At 35.3% G+C, this 25900-nt stretch carries 20 protein-coding genes; 11 read left to right on the forward strand and 9 right to left on the reverse strand.

The features are described 5' to 3' along the window. Positions 1-59: 59 nt before the first annotated feature. On the forward strand, positions 60-668 hold the full coding sequence (locus VOI54_RS03290; RefSeq protein ID WP_326281292.1) for a superoxide dismutase: 609 nt from the start codon (positions 60-62) through the stop codon (positions 666-668). A gap of 493 nt (positions 669-1161) precedes the next feature. Here VOI54_RS03290 and VOI54_RS03295 read toward each other — a convergent pair whose 3' ends face one another. From VOI54_RS03295 to purN, 4 genes are all read right to left on the reverse strand, one after another. Further along, entirely contained in the window at positions 1162-3060 is a 1899-nt protein-coding gene (locus tag VOI54_RS03295) for an amidophosphoribosyltransferase (RefSeq protein ID WP_326281293.1), read from the reverse strand. Between the two features lie 124 nt (positions 3061-3184). Next, a complete protein-coding gene (locus VOI54_RS03300) occupies positions 3185-4111 on the reverse strand; it encodes a PfkB family carbohydrate kinase (RefSeq protein WP_326281294.1) in 927 nt (308 codons plus the stop codon). Positions 4112-4225: 114 nt separating this feature from the next. Continuing rightward, the gene (locus VOI54_RS03305; protein WP_326281295.1) at positions 4226-4867 is read right to left on the reverse strand and encodes a ribonuclease H1 domain-containing protein; all 642 of its coding nucleotides are present in this window, start codon (positions 4865-4867) and stop codon (positions 4226-4228) included. Between the two features lie 92 nt (positions 4868-4959). Further along, positions 4960-5526 (reverse strand): phosphoribosylglycinamide formyltransferase, encoded by a 567-nt coding sequence (purN, locus tag VOI54_RS03310; RefSeq protein ID WP_326281296.1) that lies wholly within the window; start codon positions 5524-5526, stop codon positions 4960-4962. Between the two features lie 276 nt (positions 5527-5802). Between purN and VOI54_RS03315 the strand changes: the two genes are divergently transcribed. The 5 genes from VOI54_RS03315 (at position 5803) to pyk (ending at position 10108) form a co-directional block, all read left to right on the forward strand. Beyond that, positions 5803-6036 (forward strand): acyl carrier protein, encoded by a 234-nt coding sequence (locus VOI54_RS03315; RefSeq protein WP_008269813.1) that lies wholly within the window; start codon positions 5803-5805, stop codon positions 6034-6036. 21 nt (positions 6037-6057) lie between these two features. Then, positions 6058-7308, forward strand: a complete 1251-nt coding sequence (gene fabF / locus VOI54_RS03320; RefSeq protein ID WP_326281297.1) for a beta-ketoacyl-ACP synthase II — start codon at positions 6058-6060, stop codon at positions 7306-7308. Positions 7309-7315: 7 nt separating this feature from the next. Further along, on the forward strand, positions 7316-8056 hold the full coding sequence (gene rnc, locus VOI54_RS03325; protein WP_326281298.1) for a ribonuclease III: 741 nt from the start codon (positions 7316-7318) through the stop codon (positions 8054-8056). A gap of 118 nt (positions 8057-8174) precedes the next feature. Next, a complete protein-coding gene (locus tag VOI54_RS03330) occupies positions 8175-8660 on the forward strand; it encodes an IPExxxVDY family protein (protein ID WP_326281299.1) in 486 nt (161 codons plus the stop codon). 2 nt (positions 8661-8662) lie between these two features. Further along, positions 8663-10108 (forward strand): pyruvate kinase, encoded by a 1446-nt coding sequence (pyk, locus tag VOI54_RS03335; RefSeq protein WP_326281300.1) that lies wholly within the window; start codon positions 8663-8665, stop codon positions 10106-10108. Positions 10109-10186: 78 nt separating this feature from the next. On the opposite strand, the gene VOI54_RS03340 is transcribed toward pyk, so the two are convergent. Continuing rightward, positions 10187-11269: a T9SS type A sorting domain-containing protein gene (locus VOI54_RS03340; RefSeq protein ID WP_326281301.1), complete on the reverse strand. Its 1083-nt coding sequence runs from the start codon at positions 11267-11269 to the stop codon at positions 10187-10189. Positions 11270-11366: 97 nt separating this feature from the next. Continuing rightward, positions 11367-12467 (reverse strand): DNA polymerase IV, encoded by a 1101-nt coding sequence (gene dinB, locus VOI54_RS03345; protein WP_326281302.1) that lies wholly within the window; start codon positions 12465-12467, stop codon positions 11367-11369. A gap of 86 nt (positions 12468-12553) precedes the next feature. On the opposite strand from dinB, the gene VOI54_RS03350 reads away from it, so the two are divergent. Genes VOI54_RS03350 through VOI54_RS03360 form a run of 3 tightly spaced genes read left to right on the forward strand, consistent with a single transcriptional unit; the run spans position 12554 to position 14460 of the window. Continuing rightward, positions 12554-13030, forward strand: a complete 477-nt coding sequence (locus VOI54_RS03350) for a CYTH domain-containing protein (RefSeq protein ID WP_326281303.1) — start codon at positions 12554-12556, stop codon at positions 13028-13030. 9 nt (positions 13031-13039) lie between these two features. Beyond that, on the forward strand, positions 13040-13582 hold the full coding sequence (locus VOI54_RS03355) for a YciI family protein (protein ID WP_326281304.1): 543 nt from the start codon (positions 13040-13042) through the stop codon (positions 13580-13582). Next, positions 13582-14460 carry an endonuclease/exonuclease/phosphatase family protein gene (locus tag VOI54_RS03360; RefSeq protein WP_326281305.1) on the forward strand — a complete coding sequence of 293 codons (879 nt, stop codon included), beginning with the start codon at positions 13582-13584 and terminating at the stop codon, positions 14458-14460. Before VOI54_RS03355 ends, VOI54_RS03360 begins: the two co-directional genes overlap by 1 nt. On the opposite strand, the gene pbpC is transcribed toward VOI54_RS03360, so the two are convergent. Further along, positions 14461-16812 carry a penicillin-binding protein 1C gene (gene pbpC / locus VOI54_RS03365; RefSeq protein ID WP_326281306.1) on the reverse strand — a complete coding sequence of 784 codons (2352 nt, stop codon included), beginning with the start codon at positions 16810-16812 and terminating at the stop codon, positions 14461-14463. Continuing rightward, the gene (locus VOI54_RS03370; RefSeq protein WP_326281307.1) at positions 16809-22373 is read right to left on the reverse strand and encodes an alpha-2-macroglobulin family protein; all 5565 of its coding nucleotides are present in this window, start codon (positions 22371-22373) and stop codon (positions 16809-16811) included. The genes pbpC and VOI54_RS03370 overlap by 4 nt, the downstream gene beginning before the upstream one ends. A 231-nt stretch (positions 22374-22604) precedes the next feature. On the opposite strand from VOI54_RS03370, the gene VOI54_RS03375 reads away from it, so the two are divergent. Beyond that, the gene (locus VOI54_RS03375) at positions 22605-23090 is read left to right on the forward strand and encodes a CAP domain-containing protein (RefSeq protein ID WP_326281308.1); all 486 of its coding nucleotides are present in this window, start codon (positions 22605-22607) and stop codon (positions 23088-23090) included. A 16-nt stretch (positions 23091-23106) separates the two neighbouring features. Here VOI54_RS03375 and VOI54_RS03380 read toward each other — a convergent pair whose 3' ends face one another. Next, positions 23107-24147, reverse strand: a complete 1041-nt coding sequence (locus VOI54_RS03380) for an isoaspartyl peptidase/L-asparaginase family protein (RefSeq protein ID WP_326281309.1) — start codon at positions 24145-24147, stop codon at positions 23107-23109. Positions 24148-24269: 122 nt separating this feature from the next. Here VOI54_RS03380 and amaB point away from each other — a divergent pair, with 122 nt between their 5' ends. Further along, a complete protein-coding gene (amaB, locus tag VOI54_RS03385; RefSeq protein WP_326281310.1) occupies positions 24270-25823 on the forward strand; it encodes an L-piperidine-6-carboxylate dehydrogenase in 1554 nt (517 codons plus the stop codon). Positions 25824-25900 lie beyond the last annotated feature (77 nt).

A 25900-nucleotide genomic window follows, 5' to 3' on the forward strand; every position in this document is an offset into this window, starting at 1 on the left:
TTGACTTCTATTATGCGTAAATTTGAAAGAAATTAAATTTTAATATAAAATAAACAATTATGGCTTTTGAATTACCAAAATTAGGATATGCTTATGATGCTTTAGAACCTCACATGGATGCAAGAACCATGGAGATACACCATACCAAACATCACCAAGGCTACACTAATAACTTAAATAACGCTATTGCAGGAACAGATTTAGAAGGTAAATCTATAGAAGAAATTTTAACAAATTTAGATATGAATAATGCTGCTGTTAGAAATAATGGTGGTGGGTTTTATAACCATTCATTATTCTGGACTGTTATGAATCCTGAAGACAGAGGCTACTTGTCAGGGGAATTAAAAGACGCTATTGAAGCGGCCTACGGATCTAAAGATGAATTTATTGCTGCCTTTAGTAAAGCTGCTGCAACGCGTTTTGGTTCAGGATGGGCATGGTTATGTGTTCACAAGGGTGGTAAGGTTGAAATTTGCTCAACACCAAACCAAGATAATTCATTAATGCCAGGTGTTGGCTGTGGCGGCACACCTATTTTAGGATTAGATGTTTGGGAGCATGCTTATTACTTAAATTATCAAAATCGTCGTCCTGATTATATTAATGCATTTTTTAATGTGATTAACTGGAATGAAGCTGAAAGACGTTATGCTGAAGCTAAGTAATTAGCACAAGAATCCAAAACATAAAAAAGTCGCCTGGACATTTACTTTCCAGGCGACTTTTTTATGTGTAAATAGTTTAAATATCATAAAATGAAAAAGGTGAACTTTCGTTCACCTTTTTGCCCCAAATCTACCATGAACTTAACCTACTTATGTTATGGTGGTTCAAATATATAACGGTTATAAAATTTGTTAAAATATATTAGTTAAACGACTTAAAATATTGGCTTAACCGAAATACGGTCAATTATTCAAGTTGAAATGCAAAAAAAGAGAATGAAGATGAAAGCGGACACTAAATTGTATAAAAAAAGGCGAACGAGAGTTCACCTTTTTTTGCCCCAAATCTACCATGAACTTAACCTACTTATGTTATGGTGAGACCAAGTTATATGTATTTTAGATAATCTGATTATTTTTTAGACAAACAACATATTTATGCGGTGAAATACATTATCTGTAGTTAAACCGTAAAAAACTATAAACTTCACAATTAATAGGCGCGTTCTTTGTTTCCTTCATAAAAATTAATAAAGGCTCTGTTCACCACTCTATTACCTCCAACCGTTGGATAGTTCCCTGTAAAATACCAATCTCCGGAATGGTCTGGACAGGCCTTATGTAAATTCTCTACAGGCTGAAAAATAATTTTCACTTCTGCATTAACACTTTCATCACTTAACAATTCTGAGATCTTGTCTGAAATCTGTTCATCTGTAAAAGGATCATATATTTCTTTTACAAAGTTTTGAACAAATTTATCTTCCAGATCTGTTTGAGTCATACACTTTTGGTATACCTCTTTAACTGTATCATACTTACCTGTATCTTTGAGTAATTCAAGAGCAGCTCTAAAAGCAACCAGATCTTCTAATCTGGCCATATCTATTCCATAACAGTCCGGATAACGAATTTGAGGTGCTGATGATACTACAATAATCTTCTTAGGGTTTAAACGGTCCAACATTTTCAGAATACTCTTCTTCAATGTAGTTCCTCTTACAATACTATCGTCAATAATGACCAGATTATCATTTGGCTTAATAACACCATAAGTAACATCATAGACATGAGCTACTAAGTCATCTCTACTACTATCTTCAGTTATAAACGTTCTAAGTTTAACATCTTTAATAGCAATCTTTTCAACTCTGGCATGTTCTGATAAAATCTCAGTGACCTTAGCAGCTGACAATGAACGTTGTCCGTTCAATATAGCTTTTGTTTTTCTCTTATTTATAAACGCCTCGGCAGTTTCAACCATTCCAAAAAATGAGGTTTCTGCCGTATTAGGAATATAAGAGAACACTGTATTTTTAGTATCATTATCAATAGCCTCAAGCACTTTAGGCATTAACAATTTACCTAACATTTTACGCTCTTGATATATCTCAGCATCACTTCCCCTGGAAAAATAAATACGTTCAAAAGAACAGGATTTTCTTTCTAAGGGTTCTAAGATTTGTTTTAGCCTGACTTCTCCTGATTTTTTGGCAATAATAGCCTGTCCCGGTTCCAATTCTTTGACATCTTCAAAATCCACATTAAAAACGGTTTGAATCACCGGACGCTCTGATGCTACAACCACCACTTCATCGTCTTGATAATAATAAGCAGGCCTAATTCCTGCTGGATCTCTTAATACAAACGAATCACCATGACCAATAAGCCCCGCCATGGCATAACCACCATCCCAGTTTTTTGCAGCACGTCTTAAAATTTTAGCCACTTTCAAACGTTCAGCAATAAGTGGAGAAGCTTCTCTCTTATTATAGCCTTCTTTTTTTAAATCTTTATAAATTTTACTAACAGCATCATCTAAAAAATGGCCTATTTTTTCCATTATAGTGATAGTGTCTGTATACTCTTTAGGATGCTGTCCTAGTTCTATAAGGTTGCTGAATAACTCTTTAACATTGGTCATGTTAAAGTTTCCCGCCATGATTAAATTTCTGTGCATCCAATTATTTTGTCTTAAAAAAGGATGAACACTCTCTACACTATTTTTACCAAAGGTCCCATAACGAACATGCCCCAATAATACTTCGCCTATGTATGGAATATTTCTTTTTTGTGCAGCAACATCATCTTTATACTCCGGATTAGACTCAAAAGCACTATTAACTCTGGCATTAATTTGGGCAAAAATATCCTGAATAGGTTGCTGTGCTATTGATCGAACCCTGCTTATATAACGCTCCCCCGGTTGTGTATCTAACTTAATGCTGGCAAATCCGGCACCATCTTGCCCCCTATTGTGCTGCTTTTCCATCATTAGATACATTTTGTTTACACCATAAAATGCACTACCATATTTTTCTTTATAAAACTCCAACGGTTTTAAAAGTCTAATCATTGCTATTCCGCATTCATGTTTTAAGGCATCACTCATATTAAAAATGTTTTCGTGAATCTGTTACGACTTCACAGAAATAATAAATGTTTTAAATCTCCAAATACATGGAACTTATAAAAATACTCTAATTAAAAACGCACTCTATTTTGAGCGCGTTAGTTTATGATAGTTCTATTTCAAATTGCGTTAACTGCTTAAATTGCAGCAAGCGTTTATGAACCTCTTCATCTGTTATATTTTGCATACGCTCTGTTCCAAATTTTTCAACACAAAACGACGCTAATGTTGAGCCGTATATCACAGCATTCTTCATATTATCAAAAGAATAATCCTTTGTTTTTGCTATATATCCAGCAAATCCACCTGCAAAAGTATCGCCCGCACCCGTTGGATCGAACACCTCTTCTAAAGGTAAGGCCGGTGCATAAAACACATGGTCATTATGAAACAATAAAGCCCCATGTTCTCCTTTTTTAATCACTACATATTTTGGCCCCATGTCATGAATTTTTCTAGCTGCTACAACTAAAGAATATTCTCCTGTCAATTGCCTGGCTTCTTCATCATTTATAGTAATAACATCAATACGCTTTATAACATTTAACAAATCTTCTAAAGCACAATCCATCCAAAAATTCATGGTGTCCAAAATAACCATTTTAGGTTTTTTATCCATCTGATCTAAAACACTGGATTGAACCAGGGGGTGCAAATTCCCTAACATAACCACATCAGCATCTTTATAATCTTCCGGAACAACAGGATTAAAGTGCTCAAGAGTATTTAATTCTGTAACCAAAGTATCGCGAGAATTCATATCATTATGATAACGCCCACTCCAAAAGAATGTTTTTCCGTCTTTTACAATTTCAATTCCGGATATATCAATATTCTTGTTTGATAATAAATCTAAATATTCTTGCGGAAAATCGCCACCTACAACAGAAACAGCAGCAGTATCAACATCAAAACGAGAGGCAGCAAGGCCTATAAAAGTTGCAGCACCACCTAGAATTTTATCGGTTTTTCCAAAAGGCGTTTCAATAGCATCAAAAGCTACTGTGCCAACAATTACTAATTTACTCATAAAAGAGACCTGATAATTTTTTGCAAATATAAGTCTTTTAAAGATTAGAGCGACCATATTTTTTCAAAACCCAGGAGGCATAACAGATTCTTTTTCCTTAAAGATCTATTTCGTTTATTTTCTCCCAAAATCTGCAGGAATCTCTCCCCAGGCTTTGGTTTCCCATTTTACAATAACGGTGTCATACGGGTTGCTTTTTAACCACTCAATAGCCCTATCTACCAAATCAAAAACAGGTTTATTCTTTTCGTTACGTTGTAATTTGGTATTGCAATTTTTCTTTTTCACCCAAGCCATGGCCGTTTTGGAATCCGTATATATAATACGATTGCTTTTGTTCTTTTTAAGCAACGCCAGACCATGAACTATAGCTAAAAACTCTCCTATATTATTAGTGCCTTCTTCAAAAGGCCCCTGAATAAAAAGTTGCTTCTTAGTCCCGGTATCTACTCCACGGTATTCCATTTTACCTGGGTTTCCGCTTGATGCTGCATCTACCGAAATGGAGTTATAGTTTGGTTTACCTATCTTTTTTAGTTGCTCTGGAGACAATTCACTTTTAAATTTCGATGCTTTACCAACATAATCTTTATAGTTACCCTTTAACGCCATTTTTGCTGCATCAAATGTTGCAAAAGATTTGTATTGAGCACCCTGGAAATCTTTTATTTGTGCTTTACAGTCATTCCAGGATTCAAAAACGCCTGTTTTATGACCTTTCCAAACTGTATAATATTTCTTTTTCTTTTTACTCATTTCTTATCACAAAAGCAAAATGGAAAAGGTTATCATTCTGAATAAAGTGAAGAGTCTCATACCAGATGTCTTGACCGTATTCAGCATGATAGCTAATTATTTAAAAGTTTTTCTACAACCTTAGGAAAATGCTCCATCTCTAATTCATGTATTTTGGCAGCCACATCTTCGGCTGTATCTGTTGGAGTTACATGACATTTGGCTTGAAAAATAATGGCGCCTTCATCATAATGTTCATTGACATAATGAATGGTTATACCTGTTTCAGTTTCTTTATTAGCAACCACTGCTTCATGAACATGCATACCATACATACCTTTTCCTCCGTATTTAGGTAGTAAAGCCGGATGAATATTTACAACCTTATTAGGGAATTCATTTAAAATATTATCAGGAAATTTCCATAAATACCCTGCCAAAACAATCAAGTCTGGTTGAGAAGCCTTTAAAACATTCAGTACATCATTTGTTTTAGAAATAGCTATTCTATTGAAAGAGAAGGCACTAACTTTTAATTTTTTAGCCCTTTCCAATACTTTGGCATGCGAATTGTTACTAAACACCTGAATAACAGAAGCATTATCACTGTTATGAAAAAACTTAATTAAATTTTCAGCATTAGTACCACTTCCGGACGCAAAAATGACAATACGTTTCATCTATTGGTTTATATTTTTAAATTAATATCATGTATAATTCGCTATCAGATTAAAAAAGAATGCTTTGTAAAATTCTTCAAGCGCATTTCATTTACAGGCTATAGTGTTAAAATTATTCGAACAAAAAAAAGAATAATTATTAACAATTAGAGGGTAAAATAAAAATACTTCAAAGTAATTTTAGTAAATTACGGACACATTTTTATAGTAAAGGTGTGTGAAAAGAATAAAGTTTTTTATTTTTGCCAACTAATTAAAACTTAAAATTAAAAGATTATGTCAGACATTGCATCAAGAGTAAAAGCGATTATCGTAGACAAATTAGGAGTAGATGAAAACGAGGTTGTTACAGAAGCAAGCTTCACGAACGATTTAGGAGCAGACTCTTTAGACACTGTAGAATTAATAATGGAGTTTGAAAAAGAATTTGATATTCAAATTCCAGATGATCAAGCTGAAAACATTGCAACAGTTGGTCAAGCTATCTCTTATATAGAAGAAGCAAAATAAGAAAATTCAAGCAAATACTTTATGGAATTAAAGCGAGTTGTAGTCACAGGATTAGGAGCTTTAACACCAATTGGCAATTCCAAAGACGATTATTGGAATGGTTTAATTAGTGGCAAAAGTGGGGCTGCGCCTATAACATATTATGATACCGAAAAGTTTAAAACTAAGTTCGCTTGCGAATTAAAAAACTTTAACGCAACAGACTTTCTTGATAGAAAAGAAGCCAGGAAAATGGACAAATTTGCGCAATACGCTATGGTTGCTGCAGATGAAGCTATTGGAGATGCTAAGCTTAATCTTGATGAAGTCAACAAATTGCGTGTTGGTGTTATATGGGGTGCAGGAATTGGAGGATTAGAAACTTTTCAGCAAGAAGTTTTAAACTATGCTGATGGTGATGGTACTCCAAGATTTAATCCGTTCTTTATTCCTAAAATGATTGCTGATATTGCACCGGCTAATATCTCCATAAAATATGGTTTTATGGGACCCAACTACACAACAGTTTCTGCATGTGCATCTTCTGCTAATGCTATGTTTGATGCGCTTAACTCTATACGTTTAGGGCATTGTGATGTAGTTGTTACAGGAGGTAGTGAAGCCGCAGTAACTATAGCTGGTATGGGTGGGTTTAATGCCATGCATGCTTTATCTACAAGAAATGAAAGTCCAGAAACAGCATCTCGTCCGTTTGATGGTACAAGAGATGGTTTTGTTCTTGGAGAAGGTGCAGGAGCACTAATTCTGGAAGAATATGAGCACGCTAAAGCCAGAGGCGCAAAAATTTATGCTGAAGTAGCAGGAGGTGGTTTATCTTCTGATGCGCATCATATGACCGCTCCTCACCCTGATGGTATAGGTGTAATAGCAGTAATGAAAAATTGTTTAGAAAATGCAGGCCTAAAGCCGGAAGATGTAGACCATATCAATACACATGGTACATCTACACCTTTAGGAGATGTTGCAGAACTTAAAGCAATTACTGAAGTATTTGGAAGTCACGCAAAAAATATAAATATAAATTCAACAAAATCAATGACAGGTCACTTATTGGGTGCAGCTGGGGCAATTGAAGCTATTGCAAGTATTTTAGCAATGGAACACGGTATAGTGCCTCCAACTATTAACCACAGTACAGTAGACGAAAAAATTGATCCTGAATTAAATTTAACCTTAAATAAGGCTCAAAAGCGAGACGTAAAAGTAGCAATGAGTAATACATTTGGATTTGGCGGACATAACGCTTGTGTATTATTCAAAAAAATAGACTAAATCCCGAATGAATAGCATTCGTAACATATTAAATTCCCGTTTTAAACGCAACGGGAATTTTTTTATGGAATTAACAAAGATCCTTGGGTTTAAACCTAAAGAAATAAAATACTTCAAGAGAGCCTTTACCCACCGCTCTATGAACATAAAAGACAGTAAAGGCAATCCTTTTAACTATGAACGCCTGGAATTTTTGGGTGATGCCATGCTAAGCTCTGTAATAGCCTCTCACTTGTACCAGGAAGTCCCTGGTGGAGACGAAGGCTATTTAACCAAAATGCGTTCTAAAATTGTAAGTAGGGAACATTTAAATGAATTGGGCAAAGATTTAAAACTTATTGACCTGGTACAAAGTAAAATCCCTTCGGGTCAGTTTGGCGATAACATACATGGCAACTTATTTGAAGCTCTGATTGGAGCTATTTTTTTAGATAAAGGTTATAAATACTGTGAAAAGTTTATTTACAAAAAAGTAATCATTCCTTATGTAGATATTGAAACCTTAGAAGGTAAGGTTATTAGTTATAAAAGCTTACTGATTGAATGGTGCCAAAAAGAAAAGAAAACATTTGGCTACAATGTTTATGAAGACACTGGTAATGATGATGTTAAACATTTTTCAGTAAAGCTTTCTATAGACAACAAAGTCATAGCCAAAGCAAGAGCAACATCAAAGAAAAAAGCCGAAGAAAAAGCTTCAAAACGGGCCTTTTTTGCTTTTCAAAGTAAAATATCTAAAATGATTTAAACCCGTTTCATTTCATCAAATGAACTATAACGTTTTAGTTGATTTATTGTTAACAATGCGCCAAACTTTTTCTTTCACAAGTTTATAATATTATATTTGTCCAGTCTGAATATAAGTTATGGCTGTTCACAAATTTGTTTTAGATGATACTTTTGATGAAACATTATATACCTTAATTGGAATACATTGTAGGCTTGAAGATTATCGTTTAGCCTATCTTTTAAATAAACAATTAGGTATTATGTTAAAAAGAAAAAAAACAGATTTAGATTATAACAACGGACAGGTTTCTTATTCAATTTATGAATGGGAAGATTATAAACAATTAATAACTTGGAGTTTAGTATCTAATGTTTGTAAGATTGAAAAACTCCAGGATAGAGCATATAGGTCGTTATTCGACACACAAGAAAAAATAATAAAAACATTTCATTTATTGCCAGAACATAAAACTGTAAACTATTTATTAAAAATAGAAAGCGAATTCAGTTTCAGTAAAGAACAGTATATTACAAATAATATATTAAAAATACCTCAAATTGCCACCGCTTATAGTATTGATTCTAGTCAATTGAAATCTAAGGACAATTTAATTTTTAACTAATAATGTCAACAAATACGAAAAAAACCAAAATAGTAGCAACATTAGGACCCGCTACAAGTACAAAAGAGGTTTTAAAAGGTATGCTTGAAGAAGGCGTTAACGTTTTCAGAATAAACTTTTCTCATGCGGACTATACTGATGTAGCTGAACGCGTAAAAATGATTCGTGATCTTAATGAAGAATATGGGTATACAGCTGCTATTCTTGGAGATTTACAAGGCCCTAAGCTTCGTGTTGGTGTCATGAAGGAAGAAGTTGTTGTTAGCCCTGGTGACGAAATTATATTTGCTACAGGAGAACGTTTTGAAGGAACCAAAGAACGTGTTTACATGACTTATGAAAGGTTTCCTCAAGATGCTAAGCCAGGAGAACGTATTCTTTTAGATGACGGAAAATTAATCTTTGAAGTTGTTTCTACCAATAAAAAAACCGAGGTTAAAGCTAAAGTTATTCAAGGTGGCCCTTTAAAATCTAAAAAAGGGGTTAACCTTCCAAATACAAATATCTCGCAACCGGCATTAACTGAAAAAGATATTGAAGATGCTATTTTTGCTATTAGCCAGGATGTAGATTGGATTGCTTTATCATTTGTTCGTCACGCTGAAGATTTAATGCAACTACGTGATCTAATAGCAAAACATTCCGATTATAAAATTCCAATTGTAGCCAAAATTGAAAAGCCTGAAGCTGTTGAAAATATAGATAAAATTGTTGCGCATTGTGATGGTTTAATGGTAGCTCGTGGTGATTTAGGCGTGGAAGTTCCGGCTCAAGAAGTACCTTTAATTCAAAAACGACTGGTGTTACGTGCTAAAAAAGCCAGAATTCCGGTTATTATTGCTACACAAATGATGGAAACTATGATTTCCAGCTTAACCCCTACAAGAGCAGAGGTTAATGATGTTGCAAACTCAGTTATGGATGGTGCTGATGCTGTAATGCTTTCAGGAGAAACTTCTGTTGGTCAATACCCTATTCAGGTTATAAAACAAATGTCTGACATTTTAAAAAGTGTTGAAAACTCAGCTTTAATTCAGGTTCCTCAGCTACCTCCACATATTCGTACCAATCGCTATATAACAAAATCCATTTGTTATCACGCTGCAAATATGGCCAATGAAATTAATGCTAAAGCGATATCTACTTTAACAAATAGTGGATATACTGCATTTCAAATTTCAGCATGGAGGCCGTCATGTCATATCTTAGTATTTACATCAAACAAAAAAATATTAACAAGACTAAGCTTATTATGGGGCGTAAGAACCTTTTATTATGATAAGTTTGTTAGTACTGATGAGACCATAGAAGATGTTAATGCTATAGCATGTAAAATGGGTTATTTAGACGCTGGAGACATGCTTATTAGCTTAGCAGCAATGCCAATCCAGGATAAAGGTATGGTAAACACATTACGTGTTACAGAAATAAAGACTTGTAACTTTTAAGACATTTCATCTTTATACAAATAAATAAAGAGCTTTCATTTTTGGAAGCTCTTGTGTTTTTATAAGCCTTGTTCTTTATCATTCCTTAATCAGCTTAATTGTTTTCTTCTTGCCTAGTTTTAATAAATACAGGCCTTTTGTTAAATTTTGAAGATTAATTTTATCATCTTTTTTAACTATTCCCATTTGTAATATGTGTCCTAAAAGATCATAAATTTTATACGGTTCTGTCTTTTTTAATCCTATTATTTTAATGTTATTACTTGTAGGGTTTGGATAACATATCGTTTTATATTTGACATCCTTTTTTGTCAATGTATTAGTTATATTAAACTTAGAGACTCTGTTAGTCTCCTTTTGAATAAAATACAGGTCATCTCCCTTAAATAAGATACTTTGTGGTTTAGACAGCCCGATTAAGACATCTGTTTTTTCGGGTGTGGCATCTGTAACATCTATCTTAATAATTCTATCATTATCAGTATCTGCAATGTATAATTCATCATCTTTAAATGCAACACCTTTAGGATTAGACAAGCCTGTATTAAGTACATCCACAAAACCTGGATCTACTGCTGTGACATCTATTTTAACAATTTTATCAGCTTCCGGGTCGGCTATATATAACTCATTTCCTTTAAATGCAAAGCCTCCTACAGATACACCAGCTCCTAATTCATGAATGGTTACAAATGCACTATGCGTAGTGGTAAGGTCCACCCAGGATACTTTATTCTGTTCCGGAAACTCCATATACAGGTTGTCTCCATGTATTATAAGGTCTGCGGGATAAAAAAAAGTATTGATCTCATTTGTTATTGTTGGTACAGAAACTGTTATATCTATTTTAGAAATATTACCTCCACCGCTAGCAATATCTGTAACATCTTTTTGACTGAAAAACAAAAAACTGTCTTTATGTGCTAAACCTAAAATGGTATTAGAGCTTACGGCTGTTACTACAGTAGTGACTACCGGGTTAGTTTCTGTAATATCAAATTTAAAAATTTTAGTATCATCAGCCCCTGTAAAATATAACATATCTCCAACAATTACCATTTTCTCAGGAGTATCTAAATTTGTTACGACATCTAAAACTTGTGCTGATATTATCTTCCCATTTAAAAGCAGTACAGTTAATAAAATATGTAAGGGTTTCACCTTTAAAATCATATCATTGCTAAATCATTCACAAATTTATGACTCATACAAGTTTTTAAATTTACCCTATGGTAAATACCAATGACATATTATAGCTTTAAAAATCAAACTTTAGCTGTACACTGACACTTTTTTTTTGTCTTGGCTCCTCTTTAACCTCAGTATTTAAATTAGATAAAGAGATTCCCAGCAATCTTACAGAGTTGCTTAATCTTTCCTGATATAATAAGTCTTTGGCAGTCTCTAAAATAATGCTCTTATCTCCAATAAAATAAGGTAGTGTTTTACTTCTGGTCTGTAGTGTAAAATCACTGTATTTTATTTTTAGTGTTACTGTTTTTCCGGCAACATTGCTTTTTGATAATCTCCTGGAAACTTCTTCGGCTATTTGATCCAGCTTCTCTAACATAAATATTTCAGAAGATAGGTTCTCCCTAAAGGTTCGTTCTGCAGCTAAACTTTTTCTAACTCTATTGGGCTTTACCTTACTGTTATGAATACCTCTAACTATATGGTAATAAAATCGTCCGGATTTCCCAAAATTGGCATCCAGATATTCTAAAGATTTTTGTTTTAAATCCAAGCCTGTAAAAATGCCTTTTTGGTACATTTTTTCCGCAGTAACCTTTCCTACTCCATAAAATTTCCTGATGTCTAACTGCTCTAAAAAAGCAATAACCTCTTCCGGATTTACTGTTTTTTGCCCATTAGGCTTATTATAATCACTTGCTATTTTAGCAATAAACTTATTAATGGAAATACCTGCTGAAGCGGTTAGCCCTATCTCTGTAAAAATACGCTCACGAATTTCTTTTGCCAGCAAAGAGGCACTGGGATTTCCTTTTTTGTTTTCAGTAACATCTAAATATGCTTCATCAAGAGATAGTGGTTCTACCAGATCCGTATAATCATAAAAAATAGCTCTGACTTTTTTAGAAATTTCGGTATATCTTTCAAAACGCGGTCTTACAAAAATAAGATCCGGACATAGCTTTGTTGCTAAATTCCCAGCCATAGCACTTTTAACACCAAACTTTCTGGCCTCATAGCTTGCCGCACTAATTACGCCACGTTTTCCACCACCTCCTACAGCCACAGGTTTACCTCTTAAATCCGGATCATCCAATTGTTCAACAGAAGCATAAAATGCATCCATATCTACATGAATAATTTTTCGTATTGGTAAATTCGTCAACATACTGTAAATTTAGGCATTAAATGCCTTTTAAATAAGACCTTTAGAGAACTTAATTTGAGGTAAATAAATTTGATTTTGAATTATTAATGATAGAAATAGAACGTAAGTTTTTAGTTAAGTCTGACGCTTTTAAAACCGAAGCATTTAAAAGCTCAAGGATAAGTCAGGGCTTTTTAAATACACACAAAGAACGTACTGTACGCGTTAGGATTAAAGGAGAAACTGGTTTTATTACCGTAAAAGGAGTATCTTCAGCTAATGGTTTATCCCGTTTTGAATGGGAAAAAGAAATCCCTAAAGAAGAAGCTGAATCACTTTTAAAACTTTGCGAACCGACAATAATTGACAAAATGCGTTATGAAGTCAAGAGTGGGCAACATAATTTTGAGGTGGATGAGTTTTATGGCGACAACAAAGGGTTAGTGGTGGCAGAAGTAGAATTGAACACAGAAGATGAGACCTTTAAAAAACCTGAATGGTTAGGCCAAGAAGTAACCGGTGAAGTAAAGTATTATAACGCACTATTAAGTAAACACCCCTATAATACCTGGGGCAATAAATAATAAAAACAAATGAAAACATCAACACTATTATTCCTACTCATATTAGCCATTTGGGCTTGTAAAAATGAACCAAAAACTACTGCTACCGAAAATGATATTCAAGCTGCTGCCAATGAAGCAGTAAAAGACTCAGTGATAGAAGAGCTTATAAAACCAGTTGCAAAAACAACAAAGCAAATAAAAGAAGAATTGGACAGTAAAGGGTTTAAAACCTTTGATTATGTGGATGAGAATACAAAAGACACCATTATAATGCAACAGTATTTTATGGCGTTTTTAAAAAAAGGAGCCATTCGCGGGCAAAATGAAGAAGAAACTGCTGAACTACAAAAAGCTCATTTAGCACATTTAACAAAAATGTATGAGATGGGTTATGCCGATATTTCCGGGCCTTTTGGTGACGAAGGGGTTATTCGTGGCATTACTATTTATAATGTCCCCACTTTAAAAATGGCAGATAGTTTAGCCAATGCAGACCCTATGGTTAAAGCCGGGCGTTTAGAAATTGAAATACACCCCTGGTGGGCAGGAAAAGGATTTCCTTTGCGCTAATGTTTAAAATTATAAAGCTTTTTTTATTATTATTAAACGCTATTATAATTTTAGCGTTATTAGTCATTCATTTTGGAATTAAGGAGAGTAGTTATTCTACCTCTTTACTCTTTTATACTTTTCCTTTACCTGCAATAATTCTTATTGTTCTTTTACTTTCTGTTTTTCTGAGTAGAACCTTCAGAAGGTATAATTTTTTTATTGCCGGTGTATTGTTAATCATATGGTTGAGTAGAAGTTTTCAAATACGTGTTGCTGAAGACATTAAAGATGCTGATTTAGATATTGTATTTTGGAACGCTTCACATTATAGAGACTTTGAGGACGTATTTGACAAAAACATCAAAATTCCGGATGTGGTGGTTTTAGTAGAATATCATGGTGATTTTTTAGACGACGCCCAAGCTAAATACCCGGATTTTTATTTTTACAATTTTCGTGACAAAGAAATAGGCCTGTTTTCAAAAACACCCATACATATAAAAAAAGCAACACCTTCAAAATACGGTTCCACAATTATTAATTTTGAAACTCAGGGCCTTAATTTTTATGCTGTAGACGTTTCTGGCAGTATTGACGTACCAAGAAGCTGGGAGTTGGAGTTTGTTGACAAGATTATTACCCAAACCAAAAACACTATTGTTTTAGGAGATTTTAACGTGCCTTTTGAATCTAAACTTTTAAACCCTATTAAAACAAATTTCTCTCATGCTTTTACAGAAAAAGGAAACGGCTTTAGAGAAACCTGGTTTTGGAATATTCCATTGCTCTCTTTAGATCATATTTGGGTTTCCAGGGATTTGAAAATTCTAAAAACACAAAAAACATGTACGTTTAAAAGCGACCACAGTATGCTTAAAACAATAATTAGAAAATAACTAATCAGAAATCGCAAACTGTTGCTTAGCTTCATGACCAAATTCATCAACAACAGTAATTATATGTTTTCCCTGGCCAGGTTTAACTGCCAACTCATGAATATCTTTGGTACTCCCAACAAACGTTTCATCAATATACCAAAACACCGTACTTTCCGGTTTTGAATGTGCTATTTTTAGAATAAGGTCATTAGTTTCTCCGTCAAAATCTTTCGGTAAAAAGATACTATTGTTTTCTTTTGGATAAATAAATGCCATAGAAACTGAATTATCTCCCAAGCAATCCGGTCTGAATTTAGGTAAGGGCTTATAGAACGGATTTTTGGTTTTATAATAATAGGCCATTAATGGTGGCAATGCAAACCACGATTTATGTTTTATATGATTTAAACTTTCACACGATGAATTGACTTGATATGATTCGCTTTGATCCACATGAACTAATACATGGTAAGGACAAGGCTTAGTTTTCAATCCACTCATTTGAATGAACTCTTCGTTTACCTCATTACAGTATTGTGATGCCCGGTGCCCACTTTGTTTACAAATGATGACTTCCTTCATTTCATCAAAAGGTTTTGCAAACCATTCACTGTTCGGTAAAATATCAAACACATCAAACAAAATGGGTGCTGCCGTTTGTACACCAATCAATCCGGGTCTGCCTTCTCCATCAGCATTACCAACCCAAACCCCAACCACATAATCTTTAGTGGTTCCAATGGCCCAGGCATCTCTATAACCAAAACTGGTTCCTGTTTTCCAGGCGATCTGTTTTGAGTTATCAAAAAACTCCCAATTTTCGTCACTTTCAGGCCTGTTCACTTCTTTTAAACTTTCAAAGGTCAGGTAAATGGATGCTGCATCAAAAAGGGTTTTATTAGAGGTTTTCTTACCAAAATCAATGGTTTTAGAAGCTAAAAAAGTGGGGGCACAAAATTCATTTGAAAAATACTCGCTTGAGGTTTCTGAAAAATGATTTAGGGTAGAAGACAATGCCGCATAACTTTTACACAGATCCCATAAATTACTTTCGGCACCCCCTAAAATCAATGATAAACCATAATGATTAGCATTATACTTCAAATCTTTTAGTTTTAAATCTTTTAAATAATGATGAAATCTATCCAATCCAAAGGTTTGTAACATTTTAACAGCCGGCACATTTAAAGATCGGGATAATGCTCTACTAGCTGGCACTGCTCCATCATAAGTTTTATTATAGTTTTCCGGGCTATAATTTCCAAATTGAGTGGGTACATCGGCAATTAATGTTTTTGGAAGTAAATCCCCACCATCTAACATGGCTGCATATAAAAACGGCTTTAAAATACTACCGGTACTTCTGGGTTTATTAATAATATCCACATCTTTTTGATGTGCCTTATCAGTAGGGGTATTACCTACATAAGCCAAAACCTGTCTTGTTTTTACATCCAGAACCAAAACTGCTGCATTATAAATTTCATTTTGACGCAGTTGGTTATAATGTGTTTTAACAATATGATTAACCTGCTGCTGTAGTTTGCTATTAACCGTAGTTTGGATATACCTTCCTGAATGATCACGAGCTAATTTTTGTAATAAATGTGGCGCCTGTTGGGGCAAAGGAAAAGGTCTTTGTGGCAGATCTTCAGCAATAGATAGTTCATAGGTAAGTGTATCAATAATGGCGTGGTTTAAAAGCTTTTTTAAAAGCCGGTTCCTTTTGTTTAATAAACGCTCCTGGTTTTTTCCCGGATAAATTAAACTTGGTGCATTGGGCAAAACTGCCAATGTTGCACTTTCTGCCCAGGAAAGCTGGTTGGGGCCTCTATTAAAATAACGCCATGATGCAGCATCAAGCCCAACTACATTCCCTCCAAAAGGAGCATTGCTGGAATAATAGGCTAAAATAGTTGCTTTTGAAGCTCGTAACTCAAGCCGTGTAGCCAGAATAAGCTCTTTAAACTTTTCAATATAACTGCGTTTTTGACCCTTCCTGGATAATCTAATAACCTGCTGGGTTAAAGTGCTTCCTCCACGTTTTATGCGCCCTAATCTTAAATTATCTCTTAGCGCTTTAAAAATAGAGATTGGATTAAACCCCGGATGCTTATAAAAGTATTCGTCTTCAAACTGAATGATGCAGGTTTTAAACTTCTCAGGCACACTATCGTTATGCGGAAAGCGCCATTGTCCATCTTTAGCAATCTGAGCACCCAATAATTCATTATTAGAACCGGTGATTACGGTGGTCGTAGGGTCTTTAAACAACACTTTAGGCAAACTAAAATAATAGGCTACTAAAAGCGCAGCAAGAATAGCTGATCTTATTTTATGTTTTTTTATGTAATTATAAACACGTATCACTTTTCAACCACAATCCATTGTCCTTTGGTTCTTACCAAATAATCATTATCATACATAGCTTCAGCCTGAATACCCGGTAAATAATACGTCCCTAAGTACGAAGCGTTTAGCATGACACTAAACGTCTTGGTACTGTGCTTTCCTTTTTTTGGTAAATCAAAATAGAAGTTTACACGATCATCCCTGATATCAGTAAATCTGGCCTGACTTGTTGTTGTATCTCCAAAATCGGTAAAACGGGTATTTACAATCTCCCAGCCCGATGGAAATATTTGAGTCAGTGCCACATCATTAACAGATTCATTTTTCAGATTGCTGACACTCACAGTAGCAATAAAATCCTGGCCTTGTTGTAATCTGGATATATCAATTTTATTTCCTTTTAAATCCTTATACGTATAAGATACGCTCAGCCCGCGTTGCTCTACCAGTTCTTGTCCTAAAGGTAGTTTCCCGGAGTTTAAAACCCGTACATATACCACATTCTCTTTTGCATTGGTAAATACTATAGTATTGGCCCCATCATTAATAGTTAACTCCCGCTGGGCAATTGTTCTACTTGTCTCGATATTTTGGTGTTTGCCATTGATAGTATAATTAACCTGTAATGCCTTTCCTCCATTAGCATGTACCATTTTTGCCATAGCCAATAAACTATAGGCTGTGGTTTGGGTACTCATCCATCTGCTGCTAGATAGATCTTTAGCAATATATTCTGCTAGCTCCCGCATTTTAGGGTTTTTTGTAAGCACCATAGTTTCCAGTGCCATAGCACGATTTCTATCTACTGAACCATAGGTATAATAATTATAGCGCTGTGGCTTAAATTCAATATTTGCCAATTGTGAAATGTTATCACTGGCCTCTTTTTGTCCGGCCAGGGCATAGGCAGCTGCCAGACGCCATTTGGCTTCATTGGAGATCTCTGAAAACTCTCTTAATCGGTTCATAGAAGCTAAATCCGGGCTTCCTGCCAGTGCTAAAGTATATAAACGGTAGGCTTGTGCTAAATCTGAGTTATGACTTCTATAACTGGGGCGCCAATTTCTGGCCGCCTGCTTCTGATAGGATATCCAACTACTTTTAAAGGTTAACGGCAATACGTAACCTTTCTTTTCAGCTTCTATCATAAAATGTCCGGCATAACTTGTTCCCCAGTCATTGGCACTGTGTTCTCCAATCCAATAACTTAATCCGCCATTAGGTCTTTGAAAATGCCCCAGACGTTTGATCCCATTTTCAATATTGGTTTGAATTTTCTGTTTTTTATTGGCTGTCAGATCAAAAATATCACTCAAAAATAATTGTGGAAATACACTGGATGTGGTTTGTTCTACACAACCATGAGGATATCGGATCAAATAGTGTAACCTCCGTGAAAAATCCATTGGCGGTAAGGTTGAGAACTCTACCGTTGCCGAATTTGTTCCGGAAACTCCAAAAGTTGAAAACTCTAAAGTTTCAGAAACTTCTGCACCTAAGGTCTTATCAATAACTTTTGATGTTATTGGGTTGGTATTTAACACATCCAATTCTACCTTATAAGTTGATCTTTCTCCATTACCGTTTGCAATAACCTCAACGGTATTAATTCCTTTTGCCTTACTCACATCAAGCTCAAAATAAGCCATCTGTTCATCAGGCTTTGCAAAATTTAAAGTCTTTTTAGTCTCGCCAACTATTGAAACACCCTTGCTCAGCTTTAGACTGATATTAACGGTTTTCACTTTAGGTTCCATAGCAAAAACGCTTACCGGTAAGGTTACTTTTTCGCCGGGGCTTAATTTTCGGGGAAGTGTAGCCAAAACCATTAATGGTTTTTTTACCTCTACAGATTTATCTGTACTTCCGTAAGCTTCTGCAACATGATTTCCGGCAACAACCATAGTGCGTACGACCCCTATATAATTTGGTAATTTTAGCTGGTGTGTTTTGGTTTGGCCTTTTTCTAAATTATAAGGTCCCAAATAGGTAACCACAGGCTTAAACCGGTTGGCCTTTTTATTTTTACCGGCCGCAGCGCTACCATCTCCACCTATAGCAAATACCTGATCTATACTTCCGGAATATGCCCCGATAACATCATCAAACACATCCCATGTTTTTACACCTAATGCTTCTCTGGCATAAAAGCTATGCCATGCATTAGGGGTTTTAAACCGGGTTAGATCCAATAACCCCTCTTCAACAACCGCAATGGTATAGGTCATGGCCTGTTTATTTTTTTCGGAAACTTTAATTTCAAACGCTTGTTCAGGTCTCAATTTATCAGGCATTTTTAGCTCCGGATATAGCTTGGTTGCTGGGTCTTCAACCATTATGGGAATGACGCCATATAAGCGTATTGGTAAATCGTTAGCTGTAATGGCATGAGGCTGCAATAACGAAATATTAATAAATACATTTGGTGCCATGTTCTTTGTAATGGGAAGATCAACCGTAGTTTCACCGGGATTAGTTTTTACCCATTTATAGTCTATAACTTCCGTACCGTTTTCAATACTTACCAAAGCCCTACCTTCACTTCCCGAAGCAAAAGTAATTTTGGCTGTTTCGCCTACATTGTAATGTGTTTTATCAGCTGAAAACACTAACATTTTTGCCGCGTCCTTATTCCCTGATGGTGTTTTTTGCCACCAATTTTTGTAGAAATAAGCTATTCTTCCTGTGGCGTGGCCACTAACGGGGTCAAGCACTCTAATAAGATACCGCCCACGATCATGATCCGGAACATTAATATTAAAATTAGCTTTCCCGTTTGCATCCGTATTTATTTTTGAAGTCAAATATGGCCTGTGATAATTACTGGACATATAACTTGCCAAATCATCATAAGACGAATTCCACCACCATCGCCACTCCATTTTATATATTTTCACCTCCAGGTTATTACGCTTAATAGGCTTACCATGGTCGTCAACCACTACCACATCAAAGGTTTGGTTTTCATCAGTAAAAAAAGACCCGTATGCATTTCCTTTTGGGGAACGTAATCCTACAAATGATTTATAAGGTGCATATTTTTTAGTAAACGCATCTATGGAGAAATCACCCCCGTTTTCAAAGGCTCGAACTAAAAACTGAACATTTAGCATTCCGGGAGCATTATTTTTCACTGCAAGCTTATTATTGATATAAGCTATACCCTCTTCATCAACCTTCCCTTCAAAAACATTGATGTCTTCAGTTTGAAATTGGCGCGTTGGGTCATTGAACGTATACCCCTTAAATTTTGGAAAAGAAGTACTTGTACTACTGAATTTAGCTTTAACTTCGGCTTTCAGATTTTTACCCGGAGCACCATGCAACCATTTTACATCTAAAACTCCTTTCAGAGGTACATTACCGGTTAAAATATCATTTTCAAAATCAATCTTAATTTTCAAACGATTGGGTTTGACTGTTTCAACTTTTAACCCTTTATGGAAAGTAGCACCGCCAACAGACACTTTAGCATTATAGTGTCCTGTTTTATCTTCTGTTGCAGTTGGTACCGTAAACTTAAAAACATTATTTAGGTTATCTGTAGTAACCTTTTTATAGACCAACTTCCCATTTGGATCTGTGATTTCCATCTTTACCGGATGTCCTTGAGGAAGTTTGTTAGCCTTATCATTAAGCATAAATGTTAAATGCAATGTGTCTCCGGGGCGCCAAACACCGCGTTCGCCATAAATATAACCTTTAAGCCCTTGCTGCAACTTGTTTCCTGACACATCAAACTTACTTAATGACAATGCGTTTCCATCCAACAATTTAACATAGGTTGTATGAGTTCCTTTAGTAACTATAGCAAAATTGGCATGTCTTTCTGCATCTATGATTGCCAGGCCTTCTTTATCTGTATTAGCAGATTCCATAGCTTGTTGTTGGAAATTATAAAGTGTAATCGTAGCATTTGCTTCCGGGCTGGTATCCAAAATATTAGTTACTGCAAAATAGTAAGAGTTATTAGCACTGTGTTTGGCTATTACTCCAAGATTTGAGGCCAATAAATTTTGCGATACAATCTTACTTTCATTGTAGTAAGCATCATGACACGGGTTGCTCTCTTCACGCCAATTATAGGTATAGTTTTTATAACGATATAATAGGTTATCCCAATATTGTTCTTCGTGCAGGTCTTCATCTTCTGAGGTGTTTTCTAAATCAGAATCGCAATAATCTTCTTCATAATACGTATCATAGTCATCATTTTCTAAGTTAGAGTCTCCTAAAGCTTTGCAATCATATAGCGAGTAGGATTTATCAAAGCTGAGCTCAACACGATATATGGCGCCGGGGTCTGCTTGAAAATATTTGGATAGATCAATACTATAAGCCTTCCATTTTCCATTATTTTCTGCCTCAGTTTGTAATTGAATTGTTTGTTTTACAATACGGCGACCTACTTTTTTGATGTCATACCGGTTATTACTGTTTAGATTATTGTCTTGCAAAAACTGAAGGACATTGTCTTCAAAAATCTTAATGACCCTAACATCTACAGCACTTAAGTTAACGGCTTTAAAATTAAATTTTAATTCTGCTGAATTAGGCAAAATACTCCCATTGCTTATTAGTTTCACCTGAGGCTTTAAAGCTTCAAAAGCAATGGTTTCAGAAAATGGTTTTTTAAGCTTATAACCATCTGTATTCTTAATTCCCTGAAAGACATCCACCTGAATATCTCCAACCAGCTTGCTGTCAGGATACACTTTTAATATATTGCCATCAACTACAAACTTTGGTTTTTTCACCTTTTGGATACTTACCAACCCGTCAAAATTTTGCTGCTTTTTAAGCGGGTCTGAAAAATTAATAGACAGGTATTGTTCCGGCGATTGTGTGACACTGGTTTCAACAATTGTAAAATTATTAATCCCCGGAATGGTGATGGTATTTTCGCCTTCATTTGGAGCATCTATAGTTTTTCCATTCCATTTTACAAGGATTTCACTATCATCAATTAGTCTGTTTATACTATCAATTTTAAATTCAAAGTGTTTTGAGCTTTTATCTTCTTCATGAAACACCATCGATAGGTCTCTTCCATTTTGAGACGCTTCAACTAAATTCTTAGCAGATTCAATAGATATGATATCAGCAGATTTTATGACGCCCTCAATATATTGCCATTTTTTACTATAGGACTGTAAACTGTTTGTAATCACATTAAAACTGGGAGCAATGGTTTTAAATTGAAAGGTGTAGTTTTCAAAACCGCTGGGCATATTCTTATAGATCTTATTGAGCTTTACAGAAACGGTATATTCTGTATCCGGTTCTAAATGTTCATCCGGGGTAAATAACAGAGTATGAGCATTACTCACTTTTAATTTACCTTCAACATGCGGTGTAATGGTAATCGTCTTATCTGTTATCTCCTGGCCTGTTTCCCAACCTTCTACATCTCTGGTTAAACTAATTTGAATTGGGCTTCCAACAGAAATCCTTCCAGAGGTTGTATAACTGACATAATATCTAAACTTAAAGAGGTTATCTGTTTCTACAGTATTCTTTTTACAGGATGCCAATATTGTTATAAACAATATGCAAACAAAGAGTTTTTTTAATAGCATGAATGATTAAGTTTGTTTGGTGAAAAGAAAGCGTAATCGTTTTCTTGTTAATAAAAATACGTTCAAAATTTGATACTTAGGTTTTTTAAAAACGTTAAAAAAGTCCTAAGATTTTGAGTTTAAAAAAATCGATGTACATCATTTTTTAAATGAAAAAGTACATTTTTTTACGTTTTAATAATCTTTGGGTTGACATTTAACGTATATTCGAGTACCCCAAATTGAATACTTATGAAAACTTACGCTTTAAAAGCATGGCTTATCTTGCTATGTTTTACCACATTAATATGTAGTATATCTTGTTCTAAAGACGATGCTTCTGAAGCTACTGAAAAGCTTGAATCACTTTCTATTACCGAAGACATGTTGCAATTAGTAAATAAACACAGACTAAATATTGGAAAACCAGTGTTAAGTATCAACAGTTTAGCAACTCAGTTGGCCGAAGAACACACCTTATTTATGATCAGTCAAAAAGAAATCAGTCATGATAATTTTAACGATAGAGCAGATAGGTTATATGATGAGGAGAATGCTTATAGTGTAGCTGAAAATGTTGCTGCAAAACAAAAATCTGCAAAAGATGTTATGGAGGCTTGGTTAAACAGTAAAGGGCATCGTGAAAATATAGAAGGTCATTTTACACATATTGGTATTAGCGCCATTAAAGATGCTAATGGGCATTACTATTATACACAACTATTTTTAAGACAATAATTGGGGATCTGTTTTATTAATCCTTAAACATACCAATATACAATTCACCTTTATCATTCATAGTAGCTCTAAACATACCGGAAGTATTAAACTCCATGGTCATGTTTCCATTCTTATCAATAGCAATAATACCCCCGTTGCCTCCTAAATTCGGGAGTTTTTTTTGAATCACCAATTGAGCAGCTTCTTTTAAGGTCATATTTTTATAGGCCATAAGTGCAGAAATATCATGAGCCACCATACCGCGAATAAAAAACTCGCCCCACCCTGTACTGGATACAGCACAAGTGGCATTATTAGCATAAGTTCCTGCTCCTATTATTGGGGAGTCACCAATACGCCCCCAACGTTTGTTAGTCATTCCTCCGGTAGATGTGCCTGCTGCTAAATTACCCTGTTTATCTAATGCAGTACAGCCTACGGTTCCAAATTTTGAATCTTTAATTTCAATATCATAAAACGAGGCCATTTTATTTTTTTCTGATGCTTTAACGCGCTCAAGAGCTTCCTTCTTTTTCTCAGTAAAAAAATAATCCGATTCTACTATATCCAGACCCTGTGCTTTGGCAAAGGTTTCTGCTCCGGCACCCGAAAGCATAACATGAGGAGACTCATCCATGACCTTCCGGGCTAGGTTAATTGGGTTTTTAACTGTTCTTGTACCAGTTGAAGCACCAGCATTTAAGGTCTTTCCATCCATTATAGACGCATCATGTTCATTGATACCGTCATACGTTAAAACGGCACCTCTTCCGGCATTAAAAAGAGGTGAGTCTTCCAAAACAGTAATGGTTTTCTGAACTGCATCTAAGCTTGTTCCTCCATTTTTTAAAATGGTATACCCTACACGAATGGCCTCCTCAAGTTTTTGACGATATTCCATTTCCTTTTCCCGGGTCATATGCTCTTTTTTTATTGTTCCGGCGCCACCATGAATAACTATTGAAAACTCTGCTTTTTGAGGTTCATTTTGAACATTTTTTGGGTTGACTTTTTCTTCACTCTTACAAGACACAATCAATGCAACAACTAAAAACAGATGAATGAATTTTTTCATAAAAATCTAATTAATTTAACTCTATAAAGTTACTAATTTTGTTGCATGTAATTTTTAACAAAAACAGCTTTTTATTATTATATTCGTAAATAATTTTAAAATAATTAGCAAATCAATAATTCATGAATACAATAGCGACTGATTTTGGTATAGATAAAGCCCTTAAAACCCTGGGTGTTAAACCAATAAATGAAGGCACTTCAACCGGTTCAAATAGTTTTTCTAACGGTGATAGTATTGCATCCTATTCTCCTGTGGATGGTCAATGTATTGGAAAGGTTAAAACAACTACTAAAGCAGATTATGAAACCGTAATAGAAGCGGCAACTTCAGCTTTTAAAACCTGGAGAGCTATGCCTGCACCTCAACGTGGTGACATTGTACGTCAGTTTGGTGAAAAATTACGAGAAAAAAAGGAAGCCTTAGGAAAACTGGTATCTTATGAAATGGGAAAAAGCTACCAGGAGGGTTTAGGTGAAGTTCAGGAAATGATTGACATTTGTGATTTTGCCGTAGGGTTATCACGTCAGCTCCATGGGTTAACTATGCATAGTGAACGTCCGGGGCACCGCATGTATGAGCAATATCACCCGCTTGGTATTGTGGGCATTATTTCGGCTTTTAATTTCCCGGTTGCCGTTTGGTCATGGAATACGGCCTTAGCCTGGATTTGTGGCGATGTTTGTGTTTGGAAACCTTCTGAAAAAACACCACTTTGTGGCATTGCCTGTCAAAATATTGCTGCCGAAGTTTTTAGAGAAAATAACTTACCGGAAGGTATTTCATGTTTAATTAACGGCGATTATAACGTGGGTGAATTTATGACGAAAGATTCCAGAATTCCGTTAATTTCAGCCACAGGTTCAACAAGAATGGGTAAAATTGTGGCTCAGGAAGTAGCCGGGAGATTAGGGAAAAGTTTGTTGGAGCTCGGTGGGAATAATGCTATAATTGTGACTCCTGATGCTGATATAAAAATGACGGTTATCGGTGCTGTTTTTGGTGCTGTTGGAACTGCCGGGCAACGCTGTACAAGTACTCGACGCTTGATTATTCATGATTCTATTTATAATAAAGTTAAAAATGCCATAATAGATGCATATAAACAATTGCGTATTGGAAACCCTTTGGATGAAAGCAACCATGTAGGGCCGCTAATTGACAAAGATGCTGTTAGACATTACGAAAAGGCACTGGATAGTGTTGTTCAGGAAGGCGGACATATTATTGTTGAAGGCGCCTTGCTTTCGGGTGCTGGCTATGAGAGTGGTTGCTATGTCAAGCCTGCTATTGCCGAAGCAGAACCACATTATAAAATTGTACAGCATGAAACTTTTGCTCCCGTATTATATTTATTAAAATATTCCGGTACGGTTGAAAATGCTATCCATATTCAAAATGAAGTTGCCCAGGGCTTATCTTCGGCAATAATGACTAATAATTTACGCGAAGCTGAACGTTTTTTATCTCATGCCGGAAGTGATTGTGGTATTGCTAATGTTAATATTGGAACCTCAGGAGCTGAAATTGGCGGTGCTTTTGGTGGCGAAAAAGAAACCGGCGGTGGTAGAGAGTCCGGTTCTGATGCCTGGAAAATATATATGCGCAGACAGACCAATACTATAAATTATACCACAGAGTTGCCACTGGCTCAGGGTATAAAATTTGACCTATAGATCAGAGGCCTTGTTTTGACGCGCAATTAAACCTTTTTAACTCACTAAAGTCTAAGAGGTTACACATCCTGCTTATT

The sequence above is a fragment of the Alterotamlana spongicola genome, from assembly GCF_035818475.1.
Lineage (GTDB): Bacteria > Bacteroidota > Bacteroidia > Flavobacteriales > Flavobacteriaceae > Cognatitamlana.